Raw genomic sequence first — 24573 nt, forward strand, 5'->3', positions numbered from 1 at the left:
CTACTGGAAAGCCGCCGTCCTCTTGACACCTCGTGGCTGCTCTAAAGGCTCTAATGATTTTGACCAAGGACCAAATCCGGCCCTTTGACCGATCCCCTGAAGGCTACGAGTGCCATGTGCACCAAATGCAGCTTTCCCTTGACGGCGGGAAAGATATTGAACGGGTATGCTTCTGCTAGACCCAATGACTGATTGAGAATGTTGATCGAGCGCGCAAGCGGATTCCAGAGATCCAGCAAGGCGTCGAAATCGCTTTCGAGGTACGGGTCTCTCAAGGTCTCCCGTGCACGCGTCTCGAGAGACAACGGAAGCCCTGCCAGGGAGTCGAGTGTCGCCACAATGTGCAGAAAGTGAGCAAAGGTTTCGGCCCAGTCTTCCCACGGGTGCGACGTCGCATAAAGACTAATGTGACTTGCCGGGTCATGCGAGCGATCTTGCCGCGCATAATAAGCGGCTAATGCGTCGTTATAATCATGTGTTTCATCACCGAAAACCAATCGAAATGGTGCGTGAAGCCGTGGTTCATCGATAAGGACGTGCCAGTAAAAGTGTCCGATCTCATGTCGAAAATGACCGAGCAAAGTTCGGTAGGATTCGCGCATGGAAACACGTCGGCTCTCTCGCTCAACGTCATCGGCTTCTGCCAGGTTGAGAGTAATGAGGCCCGCTCGATGTCCCGTCAGCACGGGGCCATGCTCGTCAGATAAGATGTCAAAACCCACTTGCATTCCTAGCCTCGAGGAAAGGGGAAGGCGGAGCCGCAGCAGGTCATAGAGGAGACGTCGTTTCGCTTCTTCGACACGTCTCCAGAGTCGCACGTTGCGCAAATCGCCGATGTCAGGAATGACGTGAGTTAGGGAGCACGCCTCACAGTAGGTTGCGTCCCCAACGGTGCACCAGTTGCACCCGATGATCTGCCGGTTGGAGCATGATCCCGTGTCTTCTAATCTTACCATCGCCATCTTGTCCGGATCGAAGACAGCTGGCTTCCGACATTCGATGCATTCAATTTGCTCGAAGGCCAGTTGCGTTCGGCAGTATGGGCAGTCGAAATCCCTCATGAGGCTCGGGCTCCGATTGAGGCGACCGCGGAAATCTCCGGAAGGGTTTCCATGGACGTCAATGCCTAGCTATCGTCCTCTCAGTGCTCATCGGCGCTGGTCAAGCACGTCTCGCACCCTCACAGCGAGTTGCTCAAAGGTGAATGGCTTCGAGATGAGTTGAACGCCGGCGTCGAGGCGGCCGTGGTGAACGATTGCATTGCGGGAATAGCCGGTCGTGAAAAGGATTCTGAGGCCTGGGCGAAGCTTCGCCGCGGCCTCGGCCAATACCTTGCCACTGGGTCCCGGCAAGACCACATCTGTGAAGAGCAGATCGATACGCCGCCCGGTGCGGAGTATCACAAGTGCAGCGTCGGCGTCTGCAGCCTCGATGACCTCGTAACCCAGTTCTTTCAGCACCATCGTGCTATAGGCACGGACGTCGATGTTGTCCTCCACGACCAAAACGACGTCGCCCTCTGTAGCGGTCGGTATGGTACTTTCTGCTGTGTCCTCGACCGCCCGGGCGTCACCTCGCACGCGAGGGAAATACAGCTTCACGGTCGTGCCATGTCCTTCTTCGCTGTAGATCGTGACGTGGCCACCAGATTGCTTCACGAAGCCATAGACCATCGATAGGCCCAGACCGGTCCCGCGCCCGACTTCCTTGGTGGTGAAGAAGGGCTCGAAGGCACGCCCCAGCGTCTCCTTCGACATGCCGGTGCCCATATCCGTCACGCTGACCATCACGTACTGACCGGGTATCACTTCCGCGTCGACAGCCACGTAGCTCTCGTCGAGCGCGGTATTAGCAGTCTCTATCGTCAGCTTGCCACCGTCTGGCATGGCGTCCCGCGCATTCACCGCCAGGTTCAAGATCGCGCTTTCGAGTTGGTTCTGATCTGCTTCGATCGTCCAAAGTCGCGGCGCCAGCACTCCCTCAAGTTCGATCTGTTCGCCCAGTGTCCGATGCAGAAGGTTCGTCATATCGCGGACGAGATGGTTGAGGTCCAGAGGCTTTGGCTCCAGCGCCTGGCGTCGCGAGAACGCGAGCAGGCGAGTGGTCAGACTGGCCGCGCGCTGCGCCCCCTGCTGCGCCATGTCCAAGGCGCGGCGAATGCGCGCCTCGTCCGCGGGCTTTGCCCGGCGGATAGTGTCGAGGCCGCCGATGATGACGGTCAACAGATTGTTGAAGTCATGAGCGACGCCGCCCGTTAGCTGACCGACGGCCTCCATCTTCTGGGCCTGGCGCAGAGCCTCTTCGGCTCGAATCCTTTGGTTTACCTCTTGGGCAACTCGTTGCTCCAGGTTGGTGTTCAGGATCTGTAGTTCCGCTTCGGCCGTTCGTCGCTGGGCGAGTTCCGTTTCCAAAGCCTGGAAGAGACTGGCATTGTCCATCGCGACCGCGGCTTGCGCTGCAAGTGCGACAACCCTCTGTTCTGAGATCGCGTCGAACACACCTTCCTGCTCGTGGCCAAAGAAGAGACCGCCGAGCACCTTGCCGGATCGAGATTTGACGGGAACAGCCAGGTAGCTGACCACCGGTAAGTGTCCCTTTGGTTGGCCACGGTGTGGCTCCATCGTGCCGTAGCGGGCATCCTTGCGAATATTGTCGGACCGAACGACGCCCGTCCCCTCGAAGGTAGGCGCGAACACCGGCGTGTTTCGCGGCATAGGAAATTTCTCGAACGCCTCGCGCGGTGCCCCCGAAAGGGTGTAGAGCGTGTAACTCTCGCCCGCCTCATTCACGACGTTGTAGAAGAACGCTCCGAACTGAGCGCCAGTGACCTCGACGCAGGCGTCGACGACGACCTGGACCAGCCGCTCCAAATCGAGATTGCCTGATATGGCATCCGCCGCGCGGTTGAGGATCTGCAGCGCGCGGGTCTGCTCCTCCGCCGAGTTTCGGGCCCGGCGCTCCTCCGTGATGTCGATCAGCACGCCGGCAACACTGCGATCACCATTGGGAGCGGTGCGGGGACTGCCACGCGCGACGAGATTGCGTGGCTCGCCATCGGATAGAAGCCGGAATTCGACCTCGTAGGCTTCATCGTGCTCGATAGCCCGCTGAAGGGCGCTGTCGATCTGGGCAAGATCCGCGGGATCGACGGCCTGGCGGAGAGAATCTCGCGGCACGCCTCGCGCGGCGATTTCGGCCGGCACGCCGTATGCTTCGGCCAAAGGTCCAATCATGGTCACGCGTTCACGCGCCAGGTCCCACTCGAACACCGCAACTCGCCCGGTGGATAAGGCAAGCGAGAGACGGTCCTCCGAGATGTGAAACTTCTGCTCGGAAAGGAAAACCCTCCGGTTTGCCTCCCGTCGGACGTCAGCCAACTGGATGTTGGCGTTGACCCGGGCTAAAAGCTCGCGCGCTGCGAAGGGTTTGATGAGGTAATCGTCGGCGCCCGACTCCAGGCCTTCCACCTTGGCCTCTTCGCCGGCGCGCGCGGAAAGCATGATGACCGGCACGTCCTCCAGAGCCGGTTCTGCTCGGATGGCACGGAGCAGGCCGAAACCATCGAGCTTGGGCATCATGACGTCCGACAGGATGAGGTCGGGCCGTAGCTTGCGCGCGAGGGAGAGTGCCATTTCACCATCCCCGGCCTGATCTACCGCGTACCCTTGGGCCTCGAGCAGCCGAAGCACGTACGCGCGCATGTCGGCATTGTCGTCCACCAACAGCACGCGCTTTCCGGCGCCGGCCCGCACAGGGTCTCTGGGGGCGAGCGCCCCGAGGCCCGGCGTACTGAGTTCGCCAACCGCTTCAAGTTGAGGGCTCACATCGGGCAGCCACCTGAGGGCTTCCTCGACGTACTCCTGGGCGCGGCCTCCCGGCGTGGAGGTGATAGGCTGGCCTGTCTCCCTTACCTGGTCGGCCGGCAGGTGACGACGGCCGAACGGGAGATCGATCGTGAAGGTCGTGCCCTTTTCCGGAGCGCTTTCCACCGCGATGCGCCCGCCGTGTAAGCTGATCAGCTCATTGACCAGGGCCAAGCCAATGCCGCTTCCCTCGAAGCTGCGGCCACGTGCGCCCGCAACTCTATGAAAGCGTTCGAACAGGCGTGGGACTTCCGCAGCCGGGATCCCGATCCCGGTGTCGGCTACAGAAATCCGTGCAGTCCTCTCGTCCTCGGAAGGCGCCACGGACACGGTGATCTGACCTTCAAGCGTAAACTTGAAGGCGTTGGAGAGGAGGTTCAGCAGCACCTTCTCCCACATTTCCCGATCCACGTAGACCGGTCGGGCAAGTGGCGCACATTCGATCCGAAGTTTGAGCCCGGCTCGCTCGATCGCCGATCGGAAGCTGGAGGCAATTTCGGCTGACGCTGCGGCCAAATCCGTGGGCTCGAAAACCGCTTGCACGCGTCCGGCTTCGATGCGTGAAAAGTCGAGCAGACTGTTGACGAGGCGCAGCAGGCGCACACCGTTGCGATGGGCAAGTTCGACCTGCTCCAGAAGCTCGGGACCGCCGCGACGGCTGCCGAGGATCTCCTCGAGCGGCCCCAGCATCAGCGTCAACGGCGTGCGAAACTCGTGACTGACGTTAGAGAAGAAGGCGGTCTTGGCGCGGTCCAGTTCCGCGAGGGCCTCGGCGCGGCGACGCTCCTCCTCGTAGGCGTCTGCGTTCGCGACCGCTGCCGCGACCTGCCCCGCCACAAGGCCGAGGAAACCGCTATATTCCGCATCAAAGAGACGAAAAGGGTTTAGCCCAACCAAGAGTACACCCGAACGCCCCGTTTCCCCCGATGGCGGGATAGCAAGGACTGCGGCTTTTGCACTCGGCTGATCCCAAGCTCCGCCGGGCGCCTCGCTCGTCACCCCTTCCAGGTCGATCAGCAACGGCTCGGAGCCGACGAGCGGCCAAATCAGCTGGACGCTCAATCGAAGTGCCTCAGGTGCCTTGCCCACCGAGTTTTCGAACGTCGATGCGCACAGCTTTAGATTTCCGGTCTCCGGATCGGCCATGTAGATGACGGCAAAGGTGAGATCGCGGGAATTGGTCGCCAGCGCTCCGATGCTGCGTTGGCAGGCCTGTTGCCATGAGCGGGCGTGCAACGTTTTGGCAGCGAGTTCGCGCAGTAGTGCAAGCTGGCGTTCGCCGATCACCCTATTGGTGTCATCCGTGTTGGCGCAGATGATCCCGCCGGGCGCGCCTTGATCGTCCGGAATGGGACTGTACGAGAATGTGTAGTACGTCTCTTCGCGGTAGCCGTTGCGCTCCATGATGAGGGAGTTGCTCTTCGACGTAAGTCCCTTCGACACCACCCATCGCTGTCGCCAGCATCGGGCCGATGTCGGACCAGATTTCACTCCACACCTGCGCGGTCGGCCGTCCGAGCGCCCAGGGGTGCTTGCCGCCGATTATCGATTGGTACGGATCGTTATAAAGATAGATCAGATCAGGTCCCCAACCGATCCAGATCGGTTGTCGTGACGTCAGCATGATGCGGACAGCAGTCTTCAGGCTCTGCGGCCAGTGCTCCGGCGGACCAAGCGGAGTGGACTTCCAGTCGTGGGCGCGGATGAGCGTCCCCATTTCGCCACCCCCAGCCAGAAATGAGAGTTCGAGATCGCGCACTCTATGAGAGCTCTCAGCGGAATCGATTTCGGACATAGACCCCCAAGGAGACTGAAAGTCGACCGGCTGTCGGCAGCCTCAGATGTGACTGGGAGAACCAATCCCGGTGGACCATCGTAAACAGCGGCGGACGCGACGAGGGCGCTGGGTCGCCTGTTTTTGATGATTGGATGGCCGAACTGACGAAGACAAATTCTCCCTACAAACAAGCCAGGAGGAAACCCGACACGTCGAGATCGGTTCCGCAATCGCGTGCAAGAAGGCGGCCGATGTCAGTGAAGAAGTGGCGGCGGGGATGCCGCGCCATTGTGCCCCACCTTGCGCAGGCGGGAGCGCATTCGGTCTCTTAGCTACCGACGTCTACGGACAACGTCTGGGCCGATGATGGAGCAAATATGTACCTCGCTGGGTCACAGCCCGCTTTCCTGTCAAGCCGAGCCGCTCCCACAACCTCATTCATCGCCTGGACCAGCGTTTCCGGCGCATACGGTTTGCGGATGAGAGCAAAGCCCTCCTTCACCGCTCGGGCGGCCTTGTCGGGGTCCCGGAACGCTTCATCTTGCGGAGGCTCGGGACTGTCGGCTGACCGGCAAGCGCGGAGCCGGCACGATCTCGCACTAGGGGCTCGGGTCCTTCACGTCCGGCGTTGGAACCAGACCAAACCGGCCGTGCAGTCCGCGCCAGAGGCCCGCGAACAAAACGCTCAGTAGCTTGCGCATCGAACTTACCCCTCCGCGTGAGCCATGACGCGATCCTGTTTGCGTCGATGGCAAAAGGACAGAGCCAATTCTGAGCAGGCTTGCGCAGTTTTTAAGCAGACCGGCCTCGCCGCCGGGCCGCGCGGGTCGAAAAATCTCATGAGATTCAAACGCTGGTGTCGTGGCACGGCTCGTGCATTGACGCCGCCGAGTTGGCCGCTAGGGTTCCGATCTTGCCAGGCAAGATGCTGGTCCGAGAGCAGCCGCTTGCGGGGGAGACATCCCCGCAGGTGCACGGCGGGATAAAAGCCCGGGAGACCTCGTTAGCCAAGGGATTGGCGGAGCGATGGTCTTTTCGCCAGTCCCTTTTTGTGAAATTTCGCAAAAGGGATCGGCAATGAACAAGTTCTCTTTCTTCCTTCGCTCTGTTGTCGCCGGCTGCGCGATCGTGCTCGCGGCGGTGCCTGCGGCCGACGCCGCGCCGAAGAAAAGCTTCAAGGTCGCTTGGTCGATCTATGTCGGTTGGATGCCGTGGGGCTATGCGGCCGACACCGGCATCGTCAGGAAGTGGGCTGACAAATACGGCATCACGATCGAGGTCAAGCAGTTCAACGACTACGTCGAATCGATCAACCAGTACACCGCCGGCGGCTATGACGCCGTCACCATCACCAACATGGACGCGCTGTCGATTCCGGCGGCCGGCGGTGTCGACACCACCGCGGTCGTGATGGGCGACTTCTCCAACGGCAATGATGCCGTGATCCTGAAGAACAATTCCGACCTCGCCGCGATCAAGGGCCAAACCGTCAACCTGGTCGAATTCTCGGTGTCGCATTATCTGCTGGCGCGCGCGCTCGAGAGCAGCAAGCTGAGCGAGAAGGACGTCAAGGTGGTCAACACCTCGGATGCAGATATCGCAGCCGCATACAAGACGCCCGACGTCAATGCGGTCGTGACCTGGAATCCCATCGTGACTGAGATCCTCGGCTCGCCCGACGCGAAGAAGGTGTTCGATTCCTCGCAGATCCCCGGCGAGATCATGGACCTGATGGTGGTGAACACCGCGGTTGCCAAGGACAATCCGGATTTCGCCAAGGCGCTGGTCGGCATCTGGTACGAGACGCTGTCCAAGATGACGGCGAACGATCCCGCCGCCAAGGCCGCCAAGGAAGCAATGGCGAGGGCTTCTGGCACCGACCTCGCCGGCTTCGACAGCCAGCTCTCGACCACCAAACTGTTCGACAAGGCGACCGATGCCGAAGCGTTCACGCGCAGCAAGACCATCGGCGTGACGATGGATCGTGTCCGCAAGTTCCTGTTCGAGAAGGACCTGCTCGGCAAAGGCGCGAAGTCGGCTGACGCCGTCGGCATCGAGCTCGCCGACAAGTCGGTGCTGGGCGACAAGGCGAACGTCAAGCTGCGCTTCGACCCGACCTACATGGACGAAGCCGCCAAAGGCAAGCTCTGATCATGTAGTGCCACCGCAAACAGGAGCTGACGATGCGACTTGTGAACATAAGGCCGGGACGGCAGACGCGATTCTATCTGCTCGCGCTGCCGTTCCTGTTGGTCGCAATCGCCTATTTCGTCGGCTCCAGCGCGCGCCTCGCGCAAAACCCGAACGACAAGCTGCTGCCGGCACTGCCGAGCATGGTTCAGGCGGTCAAGCAGATGGCGTTCGAGGTCGACCCGCGCACCGGCAGCTATCTGATGGCCTCCGACACCGTCGCCAGCCTCGGGCGGCTGGGCTCGGCGCTGGCGATCTCGACGGTGGCGGCGCTGGTGCTCGGCATCTTGATCGGGCTGTTGCCGGGCGCCAACGCGTTGCTCGGGCCGTTCGTGTCGGTAACATCGATGGTGCCGCCGCTGGCGCTGTTGCCGATCCTGTTCATCGTGATGGGGTTAGGCGAGAACTCCAAGATTGCGCTGATCGTGATCGGTACATTGCCCTGTATGATCCGCGATCTCGCCATGAAGGTGCAGGAGTTGCCGCGCGAGCAGATAGTCAAGGCACAGACGCTCGGCGCCTCGACGTGGCAGATCGCGCTGCGCGTCGCGATGCCGCAGACCCTGCCGCGGCTGATCGACGTGCTGCGCCTGCAACTCGGCCCGGCCTGGCTATTCCTGATCGCGGCCGAGGCGATCGCCTCCGATTCCGGGCTCGGCTACCGGATTTTCCTGGTGCGCCGCTATCTCGCGATGGATGTGATCATCCCCTACGTCGTCTGGATCACGCTGCTGGCGTTCCTGATCGATGTCGGCCTGCGTATCCTGCAACGCAAGGCGTTTCCCTGGTTTGCCTCGGTGAGGGCGGAATGAGCGCGATCCGGTTCGACGACGTCTGGAAGGAATATGGCGATCACATCGTGCTGGAGCGCATCACGATGGAGGTCGAGCCGCGCGCGTTCCTCGCGCTGGTCGGACCGTCCGGTTGCGGCAAGACCACGCTGCTCCGCATGCTGCTCGGCGAGGAGCAGCCGAGCCGCGGTCGGATCCTGGTCGACGGCAAGCTGTTGCCTGCCGAACCGGACGCCGACCGCGGCGTGGTGTTCCAGCGCTACTCCGTGTTTCCGCATTTGACGGTGCTGCAGAACGTCATGCTCGGACGCGAGATGCGCGATGCCAAGTTCACGGCCCGGCTGTTCGGCGGCGCGCGGCGCGCCGCCATGGACGACGCGATGAAGCTTTTGGCCGAAGTCGGGCTCGCCGGCCAGGAAACCAGGTATCCGTCTTCGTTGTCCGGCGGCATGCAGCAGCGCCTCGCACTGGCGCAGGCGATCATGGGCGAGCCAAAGATCCTGCTACTCGACGAGCCGTTCGGCGCGCTCGACCCGGGCATCCGCGCCGACATCCATCTGTTGATGAAGCGGCTGTGGAACGAGAGCCATCTGACCATCGTGATGGTGACGCATGATCTCAGTGAGGCCTTCGGGCTCGCGACGCGCGTGATCGCGCTGGAGCGGTCGCGCAACCGTCCCGAGGAGCGAGAGCGCTACGGCGCCACGGTGTCGCGCGACCTGGAGATCTTCCCGCGCCGCAGCGCCGAGCTGCGGTCGTCGGTTCAACCAGCTCCGGCCGGGACGACCCGGTCAGACAAGGAGCATCAGCCGGGACGGCCCGGCGCTCTCGTCTTGAAGGAGCAACCATGATCCTCACAGCGGAACAGAAGGCCGAGATCGAAGCGCATACCCGACGCTACAACGAGCTGAAATCGGCCGGGCAGGATCACGCGCCGCGGGCCCTGCCGGCGTCGACCGCGCGCGATGCCGGGCCGATCGCGGCCGACGCCATCATCCACCGCGAGGTGATTCCGGCCGGCTGGTACTGGACCGCGCGGTTGAACCGCGGCGATACGCTGCGCATCGTCAACACACAGGGGACATCGACCGTCAGCCTGCTCGCCTGGAATGCTGCCGACACCACCGAGCGGCTGAATCACGCCGATACGATCAAGGTGCAGTGGGCGGCTCGCCTGCAGAAGGGACGGGTTCTGCTGTCGGACATGGGGCGGGCGCTGCTCGCCATCACGGAGGACACTAGTGCAGCGCATGATGCGGTGGTCGGCGGTTCGACTGCCGCGACCAACCAGGCGAAATACGGCGACGGGAATTTCCGCAACACGCGCGACAACTTCATCCTGGCAGCGATGAAACTCGGGCTCGATCGTCGTGACGTGCATCCTTGCGTCAGCTTCTTTGCGCCGGTCGCGATCGACGCCGGTGGCAAGTTCGTCTGGTGCGAGGCGCGGCGCGAGAGGGGCGACTTCGTCGAGCTGCGCGCGGAAATGGATCTGCTGATCGCGCTGTCGAATTGCCCGCATCCGCTCGATCCGGCCACGACCCTTCCGCAGGCGAGTGTGGAGATCGTGCGCTATCGCACCCGTGCGCCGGCTGCCGACGATCTGTGCCGCACCGCGACGGCCGAGGCGATCCGCGCCTACGAGAACAATGCGATGTATTTCGGCGAGACCACCGGAGGAGACGTGCGATGACCACGCAATCGGTTCCGACCGGCCGCATCATTCTCGATGTCGAAATTCCCGCGCGCAAGCCATGGTCGGCGATCATCCGCAAAGGCCAAACCCTGCGCATCACCGATAGCCATGGCCAGCAGGCGGTGGATACGCTGTTCTATCGCGCCGATGACTTCGGTGAGCGCTACAGCGGTCAGGATACGCTCCGCGCGCAGGGCTCGGCCTACGTCGGGCTCGGCACCAGGATCATGTCCAATGAAGGCCGCGTGATGCTGCGCGTCACGGCCGACAGTTGCGGCCTGCACGACACCTCGGCGGGCGCCTGTTCCTGCGAGAGCAACACGGTGCGGTTCGGGCACCAGACTCGCTACCAGCACGCCTGCCGCGAAAACTTTGTGATCGAAGCCGCGAAATACGGCATGTCGAAGCGCGACATCGTGCCGAACTTGAACTTCTTCATGAACGTACCGATCGATGCCGCCGGCAATTTCACCGTCGTCGACGGCGTCTCCAAGCCCGGTGACGCGGTCGAGCTGGTCGCCGAGATGGATGTGCTGTGCCTGATCTCGAACTGTCCGCAGATCAATAATCCCTGCAACGGTTTCTTCCCGACGCCGGTGCAGGTCACGATCTTCGAGCCGGAGGCGTGAGGCATGTTCGGCAAGGTCCTGATTGCCAACCGCGGCGAGATTGCCGGGCGGATCGGCAGAACATTGCGTCACATGGGCATCCGCTCGGTCGCGGTCTATTCCGATGCCGACCGCTTCACCCGGCCGGTGCGCGAGGCCGACGAGGCCGTGCGGATCGGCCCGGCACCGGCGGCCGAGAGCTACCTCAACGTCGATGCGATCATGGCGGCGTGCCTTGCCACCGGCGTGCAGGCGGTTCACCCCGGCTACGGCTTCCTGTCGGAGAACCGCCGCTTTGCCGAGCGGCTGTCCGAGCACGGCATCACCTTCATCGGGCCTCGGCCCGAGCATCTTGATGCCTTCGGTCTCAAGCACAGGGCGCGCGAGATCGCCGAAACCAGCGGCGTGCCGCTGTTGCCGGGCTCCGGTCTGCTGGAGTCCATCGATGAGGCGGTGCGCGAGGCCGAGCGTATCGGCTTTCCGGTGATGCTGAAGAGCACCGCGGGTGGCGGCGGCATCGGCATGCAGCTCTGCCGCGACATGGCGGCGCTGCGCGAGCGGTTTGAATCCGTGCAGCGCACGGCCCGGGCGAGCTTCGGAGACGCCCGGGTCTATCTCGAACGCTTCGTGGCCCGGGCGCGCCATATCGAGGTGCAGATCTTCGGCAACGGCAAGGGCGATGTGGTCGCGCTCGGCGAGCGGGATTGCTCGCTGCAGCGGCGCAATCAGAAGGTCTTCGAGGAGACCCCCGCGCCGGGCCTTTCCGCCGACATCAGGCGTCGGCTGCATGCCGCGGCCGTGTCGCTCGGCAAGGCCGTAAGTTACGAATCCGCCGGCACGGTCGAGTTCATCTACGACGTCGAGCGCGAAGACTTCTACTTTCTCGAGGTCAACACCCGGCTTCAGGTCGAGCATCCCGTCACCGAGCAGGTCACGGGCGTCGACCTGGTCGAATGGATGATCCGCCAAGCCGCGGGCGAGGACGTACTGGCCCAGGCCGGCGCGGTCACGCCGAAGGGCGCGGCAATCGAGGTGCGGCTCTACGCCGAGAATCCGGGCGCCGGCTTCCGCCCGAGCGCGGGCCGCTTGACGACGGTCGCCTTCTCGGGCGATGCGCGGATCGACGGCTGGATCGAGACCGGCACCGAGGTGTCGCCGTTCTATGATCCGATGCTGGCCAAGATCATCGTATCGGCGGAGACGCGGGATGCCGCGATCGCCAAGCTGACGCACGCGCTCGATGACACGGTCGTCGCCGGCATCGAGACCAACCTCGATTATCTGCGTGCGATCGCCGCGTCCGACGTGTTCCGCAGCGGGCAGGTCGCGACCAGCGTGCTCGGCGCCTTCGTATATCGGCCGCACACCATCGATGTCGTTGCACCCGGTGCGCAGAGCGGGGTGCAGGAATTGCCGGGCCGCCTGCATCTCTGGCATGTCGGCGTGCCGCCGAGCGGCCCGATGGACGAACGGTCGTTCCGCCTCGCCAATCGCGTGGTCGGCAATCCGGAAACGACGACAGCGCTGGAGCTGACGGTCAATGGGCCGACCCTGCGTTTCAACACCGATGCGATCGTCGCGCTGTCGGGCGCGCGGATGAAGGCATCGCTGGATGGCGCCGAAGTGGCCTATGACGAGCCGGTTGCGGTGCGCGCGGGGCAGACGCTCGCGATCGGCGGCATCAAGGGTCCGGGCCAGCGCAGCTATCTTTCGGTGCGTGGTGGCATCGATGTGCCCGAGATCCTCGGCTCGCGCGCCGTGTTTGCGCTCGGCGCCTTCGGCGGCCATGCGACGGGTTCGCTGAAGGCCGGGGATGTGCTGCATATCGGTGCCGAGTCATCAGGCCTTGCAGCGCCGCGGCGAGCTCAGGACAGTGAACGGCCGCAGCTGACATCGGCGTGGCAGATCGGCGTGGTCTACGGCCCGCATGGCGCGCCGGATTTCTTCCTCGACGACGACATCGCAACGCTGTTCGCGTCGAGCTATGAGGTGCATTTCAACAGCGCCCGCACCGGCGTGCGGCTGATCGGGCCGAAGCCGCGGTGGGCACGGAACGACGGCGGCGAGGCTGGATTGCATCCGTCGAACATCCACGACAACGCCTACGCGGTCGGCTCGATCGACTTCACCGGCGACATGCCGATCATCCTCGGACCGGACGGACCAAGCCTCGGCGGCTTCGTCTGTCCGGCGGTCGTCGCGCGCGATGAGCTCTGGAAGGTCGGCCAGCTCCGGCCCGGCGACACCGTCCGCTTCGTGCCGGTCAAGCGCGACGATCCGATCGCAGGACCGACGGTTCTGAAGGCGCCCGAGCTCGGTTCGGCCATCATCGGCCGCAACGAGGACGGCCCGATCCCGGTAGTCTACCGCCGCGCCGGCGACGACAATCTGTTGGTCGAATACGGTCCGATGGAGCTCGACATCGCGCTGCGGCTGCGTGTGCATGTGCTGGCGCAGGCGCTCGAGGAAGCCCAACTCGGCGGCCTGATCGATCTGACGCCCGGCATCCGCTCGCTCCAGATCCATTATGACGGAACTGCGCTGTCGCGGGGCAAGCTGCTCGACGTGCTGCGGAAGATCGAGCGCGAACTGCCGCGGGTCGATGCTATGCGGGTGCCGAGCCGCACCGTGCATCTGCCGTTGTCCTGGCGCGATCCGCAAGCCGAGCTTGCGATGCGCAAATATCAGGAGCTCGTGCGTGCGGATGCGCCGTGGTGCCCGTCGAATGTCGAGTTCATCCGGCGCATCAACGGGCTCCGCAGCGAGGACGACGTTCGCCGCATCGTGTTCGATGCCGATTACTTCGTGCTCGGCCTTGGCGACGTCTATCTCGGCGCGCCGGTGGCGACCCCGCTCGATCCGCGGCATCGCCTCGTGACCACGAAATACAATCCGGCACGGACCTGGACGCCGGAGAATGCGGTCGGAATCGGCGGCGCCTACATGTGCATCTACGGCATGGAAGGGCCCGGTGGCTATCAGCTGTTCGGCCGCACCATCCAAGTCTGGAACACCTGGCGCACCACGCGGGTGTTCGAGCCGGGCCATCCCTGGCTGCTGCGGTTCTTCGACAAGGTCCGTTTCTTCCCGGTCGATGCAGACGAGCTGCTGGACGCCCGTGCCGCGTTCCCGCACGGCCAATACGACATCAGGATCGAGCAGGGCGAGTTCTCCTACGCCGACTACGCGACGCAGTTGGCTGCGATGCAGCCCTCCATGGCCGCGTTCAAGGTAACCCAGCAGGCCGCATTCGACGCCGAGCGTCAGCGCTGGCGCGAGATGAAGCTCGACGAGACAGCGTTGGAGTCGATCGATCTGAGCGCTGGCGCGGCGGGGATCCCCGATGGCCAGATCGGCGCGTTCTCCGAAGTGCCAGGCAACATCTGGAAGGTCCTGGTTGAGGAGGGCGCCGCTGTCGCGGCCGGCGACGTGATCGCGATCATCGAGTCCATGAAAATGGAAATCTCGGTGCTCTCGCCCGCGGCAGGCCGCATTGCGTCGGTGCCGGTGAAGCCCGGCCAGACGCTACGCGCGGGCGACGTCGTGGCGTTGATCCGGCCGGCGTAAGACATCGAGGCCGCCCATCGATTGATGCGGCCTCGGTCACCACGGTCTGTTCGCGCCTGTGATTCGCCCCCCATGCGATGGGAGCAGACCGCGCCTCCTGTATCGATGTCTTGGGTTAGTTGGGGTCCGTGGTCGGACGTTAGCCATGTTCCCGATTGCTTACGGCGTCACCGGCTGCGACGAAAGGGGCCTTCACCAATCGAGGGACCGACACTCTGGGCAGGTATCGCCAATGGAAGCGAGCACGTCGCGGATTTCGGCCACCGCATCGTCGGGCGAGAGCCCCGCCGGAGGATTGTGGCTCGCAATGTCGATTGCACGGTCGCGCGCGTGCGGGTCGGCACGGTCCTGCATCCAGCCGTGCTCCTCGCATTCGCGAATAGCACCAGCGTCCTGCAGCACCGAGATGGCCCAACCCCGCCGCGTCCGGATTGCAGGTCTTCGTTTCCTGGTCATCAGCATTGAGAGCGTCTCCTACCGGACGAATCCTTCCGCCTTCCTGCTCGTTCCGGGCGGTTAGCACGGGGCAGGGATTCACAAACGGCAGGGCTGAGGCTTGTCCACGTGTTCCGCGGCACCCTGTGGATTAAGTCGTCGGCTTCGCGTCTTCCTTCACGCCGCGCGCGACGATCTGCAGTGTGCCGTCCGGAAGTGGCCGTTGCAGCTTCAATGCTTCGTCGGCAGGAGCCGTCATCCAGATTTCGACCTCTTCGGGCGTGGTCAGTATCACCGGCATCGCCTTGGGGTGGATGGCGAAGACTTCGGCATTCGCCTCCGCCGTCAGGAATGCATAGAGGTCGTTGGTGGTCTCCCCGTCCTTGACCTTCCTGACCGACGTCCAGTTGGCCCAGATGCCCGCGAAGCAGGCGAGGGGGCGGTTCTCGTCGAGCGCAAACCAGATGTCCCCGCCCTCGGCCCTGTTGAACTCGCTGAAGGAGTTGAAGGGCACCACGCAGCGGTTCTCGACGCCCAGCCATCGCGTCCAGTGCTTGCTCTTCACGTTGCGGATGTTGGTCGTGCCGCCGTCTGGCTCCATTCGGAGCAGTTCCTTGAAATCGACGGTCTTGCCTTTGGCTTGCAGCTTCTCGGCCCGCTTCTTGGTGGCCTGCAGGAGAGCTTGCTGTGAAGACGGCATGCCCCAGCGCGCGAGCGCGAGTTCGCGTCCGTCGGCACCGTTCCGTACAATCGGCGCCATGTAATCGGGAAACACGCCGGGCATCGGCGCGAGGTTGCCGACGTAGCGGTTGACCACGCGGAACAGTGCGCTGATGGCGGCTTGGTTCGTGGTGATCGAGTAGAGATTGCACATCGTCACGTCTTCCGAGAAGCAGGGCGAGGATGGTGAGCGAGTTGTAGCAACGTCGCGGCAGGGCGTCCCGCCTTAGCACATTCGTTGCAGCGGAGCCTTCCAGACAGGTCATGGACAAAGGCGGTGGAGGCGTGCGGCAATCCAGCCAGTTCCACATCGCATCGGGTCTTGCAGCGCGAGCACTGGGTCTCAAGCCAAGCGTAGCCACCGTTGATCGCCTGGTCGATGCTCGGCGAGGGATCGATCGGCTCGCCGTTTGCCCACATGCGCTCGTTCCAGCTCACCGGCGGCCGGAGCGCGACGTCGATCGGCGTGAGCCAGGTTGATGGTCCGACTCAGAGCCCCGCAGCAACTCCGAAGCGACCGAGGCCAGGCAGCTTGAGCGCCGGACGCCGCAGATCGAGGCCGAGCACGGCGCCGAAGAAGTTCAGTTCAACCCCTTCGACCCAGCCAATGGTAAGACCAACGTAACCCGCGAGCGTGGCGAAAATCCCGGTTCCCGATGGCGTGATCCCGATCCAACGACCATCATAAGGGAAGTCCTTGCCGATCGCGGTTGGCGGCAAGACTGCCCGCAGCTCCGGTACCGAATCCAAAGCGGCCTGGACGAAAGTGTTTGAGTTGGGACCTGGCCAAGCGCTGTAATCGCCGTAGGATCGGAACTTGTAGTTTTCGATCACGTAGCGGATTTTTGGGATGAGCGCTTCCGCGCGCTCGCCTTCGACAGCCACGATCGTTTCCGGCACGGCGCCAAACCATCGGCCATCTGGCGCAAAGCCGTTGGTTCGGATCGGCTCACCCCATGCCGTGTAGTCGTAACGGGTGTAGGACGTTGCGTCCTTTTCCTTCACAACGATCCAGGTGTGGACGGCGAAGATGCTGCGCCAGCGCACAGTCCGTGCGGCGAAGACCCGGATGACCGCTTCGGGACGCGCCGCCGCTGAAGGCAATAGCCCGGCGGTCGAGCGGTCGGCCGTCTGCCAGTTCCCCCGGCCGTCGCCCAGCCAAAAATAGCGCGCCGCGGATGCTGCAATCGGCGCAAAGACGAGGAATAGAAAGATCAGCAAGGGCTTCTTCAATGGGGAATGCGCCGTGGGACGTACACTCATATATAGTTCGGGCCGGCACCGTAGCCATAGGGTGTCCAACGCTTGGGCGCGGTCGACGACGTTCGGCGGCATGGCCGAACCAGAGAGCACCAGTAAGGCTACCAAGAGACAAGGATCCGTCGCGCGCTTATGGTTTGATGATGGCGACCATGCGCATTGTCCTCTAAGCGGATGCCTCGTCGGACCGCCCTTTGATTTCCCGCTCCGCCTGGAGCCAGAAGTCCAGGTCGCGCCCCACAGGGCGGCCGGCGTGCTCCCAGAGCTCCTGCGCTCGCATCTTGATCTCTCGATCCCGTGCGGACGGGAATAACCTCTGCCTCAGTTCGTCGGCAAACCGTCTCAAGCGGCTGGCGGTGCCCTCGTCACGAATGTAGTCGGCCGCCCTTGTGGCTAACTCGATCTGGTGCGCCAGCTTCGCGCGTTCGTCCATTGAGCCGCTCCGTCCTCCCTTGATGAGACGACTCAACCGGCGCGCCATTGTTTCGCCGGCAGGCTTACTTCTACAAAGGCCCCACTTAGAGTTCACTTTTGTACATAAGGGACGCTTACCCGCCTAGGAGAGTGCTCGCCGCCGGCCGGAACACTCCGACGCCAACATCGTTTTTCGCGTATGGGTACTTACGTTCTGGTTCTGATCGGAGCTTTTTTGATTGTCGCGGTAGCGAGCTTTGCCTCGCTGAACTGGCCGACTTCCTGATCGCGCAAGAGGCCACTCGCGCGAAACACCCTTCCTCATTGGTTCTCTGGCCTGTCACGCCACCGCAGGATCAGCTCCCGAGCGCGTGGTTCGCAGAAAGATTCCAAAGAAAAAGCCCCGCGTTGGCGACGGGGCCTTTTCAAGCTGGCCAGTTGCATCGCGCAACTGCCGGCACCACCATGAATGCTGCGGTCTTCTAATCCGCGACGCCCGAAATGGTTCCTTCGGAGCGGAGACGCGTACACTTACGTTCGGCGTAATGAGCTTCGCCCTGGCGACACAGGCGAGGGAACGGGAGCTTTTCCTTCGTGTTGAATGACAGGTCGCCACAACGCGCCCCTTGTGGGACCGATCCCCATGGGCCTCAGTCTTCCCCCGAGACTGGGGCCTTCGGATTCCGAAGTGCAGCCCTGGGCGGTCGATCTTTGCGTAAGTCTTCGAACTCTCGAGGAGAGGCGGCGTTTACTGACATCATGTCAGACGCATTCGACTACTTCCGAGCCTACGCCGTCCGAGCTCTTTGCAAGGCGCGATCGATGCCGCGGGGCCGGATGAAGCGTCTGCAGTCAGGGGCCGGCCGGATCTACAATCTCCTCAAGAAGGAAGCTGCCTACGGGCCCAATATTCAGCACCTTGACGACTTTCGCGCAGCTCAGCAGCTCGAGAGCTCTCTTGATCGCCGGCGAAGTAACCGTTTGGGTCGCCTTACTCCCGCGGCGCCGCAAGGCGTGGACCGGGAGGCCCGGTGAATGCATTCGCTCGACGCTCGCGGTGTGGCAAGTCTCCTGCGGGAGTACGCGCAGCGCACAGCCTTGCGGGGCGGCAATCCTTACCGCGCGAAAGCCTACTCTCGGGCTGCCGACAGCCTGGCGGCCCTTGCCGTTCCTCTGGCGGTGCTCGTCGCCGAAGACCGACTCACGGAAATCCCGGGCGTCGGCGACGCGATAGCCGACATCATCACCAAACTTCACAGGACGGGCACTCATCCGAGCCTGGAAAAGCTTCGGAAGGAAATACCCGCTGGCGTGCTTGAGCTGTTGGCTGTACCCGGTTTGCGGCCCGAGAAGGTGCTGCGGCTCTACCGGGATCTCGGCATCACCTCGCTCGCGGAATTGGAGGTCGCCGCCAAGGACGATCGCATCAAGAAGGCGAAAGGACTCGGTGCCGCGCTGCAGACCAAGATCCTGCAGAATCTCGCAATCGCCAAAAGCGGTGAAGGCCGCCTTCACCTCCACCGAGCCGCCGCCCTTCTCGCGCACGCGAAGGAATCCATCCGGAAGGCTCGGCCTGAGCTCAAGCGCGTGACGATCGCCGGCGATTTCCGTCGAGGCTGCGAGCTCGTCGGCGACCTCGCCATCGTCGCGGAGGCTGCCAATGCGGGAAAGGCATCGATGCCATCGCCGGACGAACTGAAGGTCCGGTTGGCCGACCGCAAGCACTTCGGTGCGGCCCTTCTCTTCACCACCGGCTCCTCAGCGCATATCGAGCAGCTCCAAGCCTTGGCGGCCGAGAAGGGCATGCGCTTGGACGCTGACGGATTGCACAAGGGCCGAACCGTGGTGGCCGGCGAGGAGGCCGACATCTACCAGGCTCTCGGGCTGCCCTTCATCGACCCCGAGCTCCGGGAGGGCCGTGGCGAGGTCGAGATGGCTCTGAAGGGTAAGTTGCCGAAGCTCGTCACTGACAAGGACCTGCGCGGAATCCTGCACTGCCACACCGACGCTTCCGATGGGACAGAGACCCTGGAGACCATGGCGAAAGCGACCCGCCAGCGCGGCTTCGAGTATTTCGGGGTCGCCGACCACTCCAAGTCTGCGCACTATGCCGGAGGTCTGTCGGTGGAGGAGATTGCGCAGCAGCACCGGGAAGCCGACCGGCTGAACAAGCGCTTCGGCAACGATTTCCGGATCCTGAAAGGCATCGAGTCCGACATTCTGGCGGATGGGTCGCTCGACTATGAGGACGAAGTGCTTGAACGTTTCGACTTCGTGGTCGCCAGCATCCACGGCCGTTTCAAGCTGGACCGCAAGGCGCAGACGCAGCGCCTGCTTCGGGCCATCTCCAATCCTCACACGACCATCATCGGCCACATGACCGGGCGGCAGCTGCAGCGGCGGCCGGGCTACGAAATCGACGTGGAGAAGGTGCTTCGGGCCTGCGCCAAGCATGACGTTGTCGTCGAGATCAACGCCCACCCGTGGCGGCTCGATCTGGATTGGCGCTGGCACCAGGCGTCGCTTGAATTCGGCTGCATGTTGAGCATCAATCCGGACGCACACTCGATTCCAGAGCTTGACCACATGCACTGGGGCGTCGAGATGGCCCGCAAGGGCGGCGTCCCCGCCGACCGGATCCTGAACGCGATGACGTTGCCGGCGATCACACGCTACCTCCGGCAGAGGCGGCGCTCGCTGGCCCGGGCCGCCTGATGCCCTTAGCGGAGGATGTCTCACTGGTGGGAAAAGTGGTGGCTGTGGCATCCGATCGCGGCCACCACTTGAGCAAGCCGTCACGGGATCAGATTGTGCTTGTGGAAGGCCATGGTGTTGAAGGCGACGCCCACGCCGGCGCATTCGTCCGGCACCGCTATCTCGCCCGTCGTCAGCCGCATCTTCCCAATCTGCGGCAGGTTCACCTGATGCCATCCGAGCTATTTGCTACCCTCTCGGATGCCGGCTTCTCAGTTGCAGCGGGAGACCTCGGCGAGAACATCACCACCGCCGGCCTGGACCTCGAACGGATGCCGCTCGGGACGCTGATCGAGCTCGGGCCGGCCGCAGTCGTTGAGCTGACCGGCCTCCGGACGCCCTGCGTCCTCATCGACCGCTTCCGAGCCGGCCTTAAGCGGCAGGTGCTCTCGTCGGCGCAAAGGGGAGCTCCATTCAAATCCGGCGTGCTGGGGGTGGTACGGACCGGCGGGACGGTCGCAGCTGGTGATGCCGCGCGGGTTCGCCTTCCACCCTCCTCGCTTCGGGCCTTGCCAGCTCTGTAGAAAGATACGGCCATGGCCCGAAAATCAACCCTGCCTCGCCGCCTGCAGCCCATGCTGGCCACGCTGATCGATTCGCCGTTCGACGATCCTAATTGGGTTTTCGAGGATAAGTTTGATGGTTTCCGCATGGTCTCGGAAATCCGCAGCGGCCGGGTCGCACTCTATAGCCGCAACGGGGAAAATCATCAGCCACTCGTATGTCGAGGTCGCGAAAGCACTTGAGAGGGTGAAGGTCGACGCCGTCATCGACGGCGAGCTCGTCGCGATCGGCAAGGACGGCGTGTCCCATTTCCAGTTGCTTCAAAACGCCCTGCGCCACGAGGCCAAGCTTCGCTACTGCGCATTTGACCTCATGTTCGCAGATGGCGAGGATCTGCGGGCGCTGCCGCTCCTCGAGCGCAAGAAGCGGCTTAGAGCCATCCTGCCGCGCCACAAGCTGATCGCGTTCAGCAACCATCGCAATAGCAGCGGCACAAAGTTCTTCGCAGAGGCCGAGCGGAGACATCTTGAGGGCATCATGGCCAAGCGCGCCGACAGCCCGTACGCGTCCGGACGCCGGACCGCCGACTGGCTGAAGGTGAAGACCGCTCAGCGGCAGGAGGTTGTGATCGTCGGCTTCACGGCGCCGAGGCGAACCCGGCCCTTCTTCGGCGCCCTTGTGCTGGCGGTACGCGAAAGCGATGCGTGGCGGTACATCGGCCGCGTCGGCACCGGCTTCAGCCACCAAGTTCTCGAAGAGCTTCACGGCAAACTCATGAAGCTCAAGACTGCCAAGTCTCCGTTTCCTCCCAAGGTCAAGGATGAGCAGGTGACGACCTGGGTGCGTCCTGCGCTGGTCGCGGAGGTGAAGTTCGCGGAGTGGACCAGCAAGGGCGAGCTGCGCCAGCCGGTCTATCTCGGGCTGCGGACCGACAAAAACGCGAAGGACGTCGTACGCGAAAAGAAGTGGTCGCGAAAATAGTGCCGCCAAAACGAAGCGTACGACCTGTTCAGCCGGCGTCGCGCTCGGCTGCCGAAGGCCACGGCGGCAGGGGCGGCAGCCCGAGAGCCTTGCGTACGGGTCCGAACGACCGCCGGTGAGCAGCGCATGCGCCAAGCCTGGCGAGCGCATCATAATGAGCCGGCACCGGATAGCCCTTGTGATCCGCGAAGCCGTAGCCGGGGTGTCGCAGGTCGAGCGACCGCATGACGGCGTCGCGCTCGACTTTCGCGAGAATCGAGGCGGCGGCGATGCTGGCGGACTTGGCATCGCCCTTGATGATCGCCTGCTGAGGGATGTCGAGTTGCTTCAACCGCTTCGCATCGATCAGCAAGTGCTGCGGCGTCAGCCCTAGCCCCCGGACCGCGCGCTGCATAGCCTGGATGCCTGCCCAATAGATGTTGATCGCGTCGATCTCCTCGACCTCGACGAACGCCACACACCAACTCTCTGCCTTTTCCTTGATCTCCTTCGCGAGTTCTTCGCGAGCCGCCGCATCAAGCTTTTTCGAGTCGTCGATCCCGAGTATCCGCGTTCCCGGTTTCAGGATCACGGCGCCCGCCGAGACCGGCCCGGCGAGAGGGCTCATTCCGGCCTCGTCCACACCTGCCACGGCTTGATGGCCGCTGTCCCAGAGAGAGGTCTCGAAGCGAAGCATCTTGCGGAGGCGCTGCCCCTCGGACCTGTTTTCAAAGCGCCGTTTATCGATTGCAGCCAGGATGGCCCGCGCTCCGGCGCGGCTGTCGGCCCGCAAGATCTGCTCGACGCTGGCCTCGAGCGGTCTTTTCTCGATGACATAGCGCTGACGCAAGACATCAAGTGAATATAGGGACATCGCGGCCTTGGTGGAGACTGACTGTGTGGGAGCGTGTCAATGAACTTTGTGGCGATTGTCTGAACCTAAGCCAGCTTCATCGGCTGCGCAGCGTCTTGTCGAATGGAACCGGCCGGCTCTCATCCGAGGTCTCGGATATTTGCGCTGCAACCTAGTCTCTGGCGCATCCACCGAGCTCAGAGCGGAACCAACTGGTATCTTCATCCTTTGAGAAAGAGCGGAGCCTCGATCCCCAGGGTGCTTCCGAGGGATAGGCCGATGCTCCGACAGACCAGCAACGAAGAACAGATACTGGACCGCACCGCCGAGGTCGCGGCCACCATCGCGGAAGAAGGCCTTCGCTACGTCAGCGACTCCACGCCTGGGTACACGCGCAAACGGACCGGAACCACCTTCAGCTACTACGACAAGGACGGCAGGCGCATCACCGATGCCACGATCACCCGACGCATCAAATCAATCGGAATCCCGCCGGCCTACGAATCCGTATGGATCTGCCCATCGCCGAACGGCCACATCCAGGCGACCGGGCTCGATGCGCGGGGCCGCAAGCAATACCGCTACCATCCGAAGTGGCGAGAACTCCGCGACCAGAATAAATACGAGCACATCATCCAGTTCGCTGCCGCGCTGCCCGCTCTGCGGGAGCGCGTCGCCGCCGACATGAAGCGAGACGGACTGCCCCGCGAGAAGGTGCTGGCCACAATCGTTAGTCTTCTGGAGAAGACATTGATCCGAGTCGGCAACGCCGAGTACGCCGAGAAGAACAAGTCCTACGGGCTAACAACCATGCGCCGCAAGCACGTCGCGGTCGGCCGCGGCGTGCTTCGGTTCGACTTCACGGGCAAGTCCGGCAAGCAATGGAAGCTCCGAGTGGAGGATAAGCGAATAGCCGCGATAGTGAAGCGCTGCGCGGAGATACCGGGACACGAACTCTTTAAATACCTGGATGACGACGGACAGCCGCGCACCGTCGATTCCGGCGACGTCAACGCCTACATCAAGGACATTACGGGCGAGGACTTCAGCGCGAAGGATTTCCGCACTTGGGCCGGGACGGTTTTGGCAGCGTTGGCCCTCGCCGAATTCAAAAGGTACGATAGCCAGGCCGAGGCGAAGCGCAACGTAGTAGCTGCGATCGAGAGCGTCTCGAAGCAGCTCGGCAACACACCGGCAATCTGTCGCAAGTGCTACGTGCATCCGGAAGTCCTGGACGCCTATATGTCCGGTGACCTCGTGAAGATGATTGAAGCCAAGATCGCGCAGAAGTTCAAGCGCCAGTATGCCAAGCTCACCTCCGACGAGATCATGGTGTTGGCGTTTCTCCGCAAGCGTCTCGATTCTCTGAAGGGCCGCGCCTAGCCTCGTGTGCCATTTCCGGACGCTCTCCTCGATGCTTCCGAGAACACCTCAAATGGCCGGTACTCTCGTTGGGGGCAGTCCTGCATCAATGTTGGGTGCGGGTCGGGGGCGACAGTAGTGGCGTGCGATATCGCGCGGGTGCTGGCCGAGGGCGAGTTCTACCGGTTCCTCATAAGGCCCGAGGATGACAGGAACGAAACGTGCGGAGGTGGCTTGGTCGCAAAAGGAGTGTCGACATGAAGCTCTCCCGACTTGCTCTGCTCGCCGCTGTTCTCGTTCCCGTGGCCGCGTTCGCCCAAGGTGGAGGTGGAGGTGGAGGCGGAGGCGGCGGCGGCGGATCCGCTGGTGGTGGTACGGGCGGCGGCCCCACGTCAGGTGCTGCAGGAACAGGCTCAACATCTGCGGGGGCAGGATCTGCCGGCACGGCTGCCAACGGGACGAACGGAAATGGGTCGTCCGCGACAGGGCCGACCGGGAGCCCGGGAAATGCGGCGATCGGCACCACCAACAACCAGACGACCGGCGACGCGGCAACGGGCCAACTCCCCGATCAACGCGCGGGGAATGGCAACGGGCTCAGCACGGGATCAACACCGGGAACAAATACGGCAGGCACGGCGGCCCCGTCAGGCGCTTCCGGCGCCAACGCGCAGAACACTGCGCCTGCGGGCGGAATCGGAAAACCGACGACTACGAACGAACAGGACAGCGACGCCAAGATCGATCGAGAGAACAACCAGGCCGATAGGACAGTGGGGAAGATTTGCAAAAGTTGCTGAAAGTCTTTGCGTTAGCATC

General features: G+C 63.1%; 17 protein-coding genes, 2 pseudogenes and 1 riboswitch. Of the genes and pseudogenes, 10 read left to right on the forward strand and 9 right to left on the reverse strand.

The window, feature by feature from the left end:
* Positions 1-50: 50 nt before the first annotated feature.
* Together ACVWZ4_RS19050 and ACVWZ4_RS19055 are read right to left on the reverse strand one after the other, a co-directional pair.
* On the reverse strand, positions 51-1061 hold the full coding sequence (locus tag ACVWZ4_RS19050; RefSeq protein ID WP_456740934.1) for a putative zinc-binding metallopeptidase: 1011 nt from the start codon (positions 1059-1061) through the stop codon (positions 51-53).
* Positions 1062-1148: 87 nt separating this feature from the next.
* Entirely contained in the window at positions 1149-5306 is a 4158-nt protein-coding gene (locus ACVWZ4_RS19055) for an ATP-binding protein (RefSeq protein WP_456790305.1), read from the reverse strand.
* Between the two features lie 1222 nt (positions 5307-6528).
* Positions 6529-6639, forward strand: a riboswitch (guanidine-I (ykkC/yxkD leader).
* A 78-nt stretch (positions 6640-6717) separates the two neighbouring features.
* On the opposite strand from ACVWZ4_RS19055, the gene ACVWZ4_RS19060 reads away from it, so the two are divergent.
* Genes ACVWZ4_RS19060 through uca form a run of 6 tightly spaced genes read left to right on the forward strand, consistent with a single transcriptional unit; the run spans position 6718 to position 14492 of the window.
* The gene (locus ACVWZ4_RS19060) at positions 6718-7791 is read left to right on the forward strand and encodes a putative urea ABC transporter substrate-binding protein (RefSeq protein ID WP_456699300.1); all 1074 of its coding nucleotides are present in this window, start codon (positions 6718-6720) and stop codon (positions 7789-7791) included.
* Between the two features lie 32 nt (positions 7792-7823).
* Positions 7824-8642: an ABC transporter permease gene (locus ACVWZ4_RS19065; protein ID WP_456740935.1), complete on the forward strand. Its 819-nt coding sequence runs from the start codon at positions 7824-7826 to the stop codon at positions 8640-8642.
* A complete protein-coding gene (locus ACVWZ4_RS19070; RefSeq protein WP_456736158.1) occupies positions 8639-9472 on the forward strand; it encodes an ABC transporter ATP-binding protein in 834 nt (277 codons plus the stop codon). The genes ACVWZ4_RS19065 and ACVWZ4_RS19070 overlap by 4 nt, the downstream gene beginning before the upstream one ends.
* Positions 9469-10314 carry an urea amidolyase associated protein UAAP1 gene (locus ACVWZ4_RS19075; RefSeq protein WP_456736157.1) on the forward strand — a complete coding sequence of 282 codons (846 nt, stop codon included), beginning with the start codon at positions 9469-9471 and terminating at the stop codon, positions 10312-10314. The genes ACVWZ4_RS19070 and ACVWZ4_RS19075 overlap by 4 nt, the downstream gene beginning before the upstream one ends.
* On the forward strand, positions 10311-10946 hold the full coding sequence (locus ACVWZ4_RS19080) for an urea amidolyase associated protein UAAP2 (protein WP_456699296.1): 636 nt from the start codon (positions 10311-10313) through the stop codon (positions 10944-10946). Before ACVWZ4_RS19075 ends, ACVWZ4_RS19080 begins: the two co-directional genes overlap by 4 nt.
* 3 nt (positions 10947-10949) lie before the next feature.
* Positions 10950-14492, forward strand: a complete 3543-nt coding sequence (gene uca, locus ACVWZ4_RS19085) for an urea carboxylase (protein ID WP_456740936.1) — start codon at positions 10950-10952, stop codon at positions 14490-14492.
* A 192-nt stretch (positions 14493-14684) separates the two neighbouring features.
* Here the strand turns inward: uca and ACVWZ4_RS19090 are convergent, their stop codons facing one another.
* The 5 genes and pseudogenes from ACVWZ4_RS19090 to ACVWZ4_RS19110 all read right to left on the reverse strand — a co-directional run bounded on the left by ACVWZ4_RS19090 (position 14685) and on the right by ACVWZ4_RS19110 (position 17340).
* Positions 14685-14954, reverse strand: coding sequence for a hypothetical protein (locus tag ACVWZ4_RS19090; RefSeq protein ID WP_456740937.1), 270 nt, complete (start codon positions 14952-14954; stop codon positions 14685-14687).
* Between the two features lie 124 nt (positions 14955-15078).
* Positions 15079-15801 (reverse strand): SOS response-associated peptidase, encoded by a 723-nt coding sequence (locus ACVWZ4_RS19095; protein WP_456740938.1) that lies wholly within the window; start codon positions 15799-15801, stop codon positions 15079-15081.
* Between the two features lie 2 nt (positions 15802-15803).
* Positions 15804-16082: pseudogene (locus tag ACVWZ4_RS19100) on the reverse strand (hypothetical protein); the annotation flags it as partial.
* A 54-nt stretch (positions 16083-16136) separates the two neighbouring features.
* Positions 16137-16868, reverse strand: coding sequence for a DUF3750 domain-containing protein (locus ACVWZ4_RS19105; protein WP_456699292.1), 732 nt, complete (start codon positions 16866-16868; stop codon positions 16137-16139).
* Positions 16869-17073: 205 nt separating this feature from the next.
* Positions 17074-17340 (reverse strand): DUF2934 domain-containing protein, encoded by a 267-nt coding sequence (locus tag ACVWZ4_RS19110; protein WP_456740939.1) that lies wholly within the window; start codon positions 17338-17340, stop codon positions 17074-17076.
* 1016 nt (positions 17341-18356) lie between these two features.
* On the opposite strand from ACVWZ4_RS19110, the gene ACVWZ4_RS19115 reads away from it, so the two are divergent.
* Positions 18357-20036 carry a PHP domain-containing protein gene (locus ACVWZ4_RS19115; protein WP_456740940.1) on the forward strand — a complete coding sequence of 560 codons (1680 nt, stop codon included), beginning with the start codon at positions 18357-18359 and terminating at the stop codon, positions 20034-20036.
* Between the two features lie 80 nt (positions 20037-20116).
* Here the strand turns inward: ACVWZ4_RS19115 and ACVWZ4_RS19120 are convergent, their stop codons facing one another.
* A complete protein-coding gene (locus tag ACVWZ4_RS19120) occupies positions 20117-20242 on the reverse strand; it encodes a hypothetical protein (protein WP_456699289.1) in 126 nt (41 codons plus the stop codon).
* Positions 20243-20245: 3 nt separating this feature from the next.
* Between ACVWZ4_RS19120 and ACVWZ4_RS19125 the strand changes: the two genes are divergently transcribed.
* Together ACVWZ4_RS19125 and ligD are read left to right on the forward strand one after the other, a co-directional pair.
* Positions 20246-20599, forward strand: a complete 354-nt coding sequence (locus ACVWZ4_RS19125; RefSeq protein ID WP_456740941.1) for an MOSC domain-containing protein — start codon at positions 20246-20248, stop codon at positions 20597-20599.
* A gap of 12 nt (positions 20600-20611) precedes the next feature.
* Positions 20612-21560: pseudogene (gene ligD / locus ACVWZ4_RS19130) on the forward strand (non-homologous end-joining DNA ligase).
* A 28-nt stretch (positions 21561-21588) separates the two neighbouring features.
* Here the strand turns inward: ligD and ACVWZ4_RS19135 are convergent.
* Entirely contained in the window at positions 21589-22413 is an 825-nt protein-coding gene (locus tag ACVWZ4_RS19135) for a ribonuclease HII (RefSeq protein WP_456770230.1), read from the reverse strand.
* Positions 22414-22671: 258 nt separating this feature from the next.
* Between ACVWZ4_RS19135 and ACVWZ4_RS19140 the strand changes: the two genes are divergently transcribed.
* On the forward strand, positions 22672-23775 hold the full coding sequence (locus tag ACVWZ4_RS19140) for a DNA topoisomerase IB (RefSeq protein ID WP_456763352.1): 1104 nt from the start codon (positions 22672-22674) through the stop codon (positions 23773-23775).
* Positions 23776-24573: the final 798 nt, after the last annotated feature.

The sequence above is a fragment of the Bradyrhizobium sp. USDA 4472 genome (assembly GCF_054058595.1).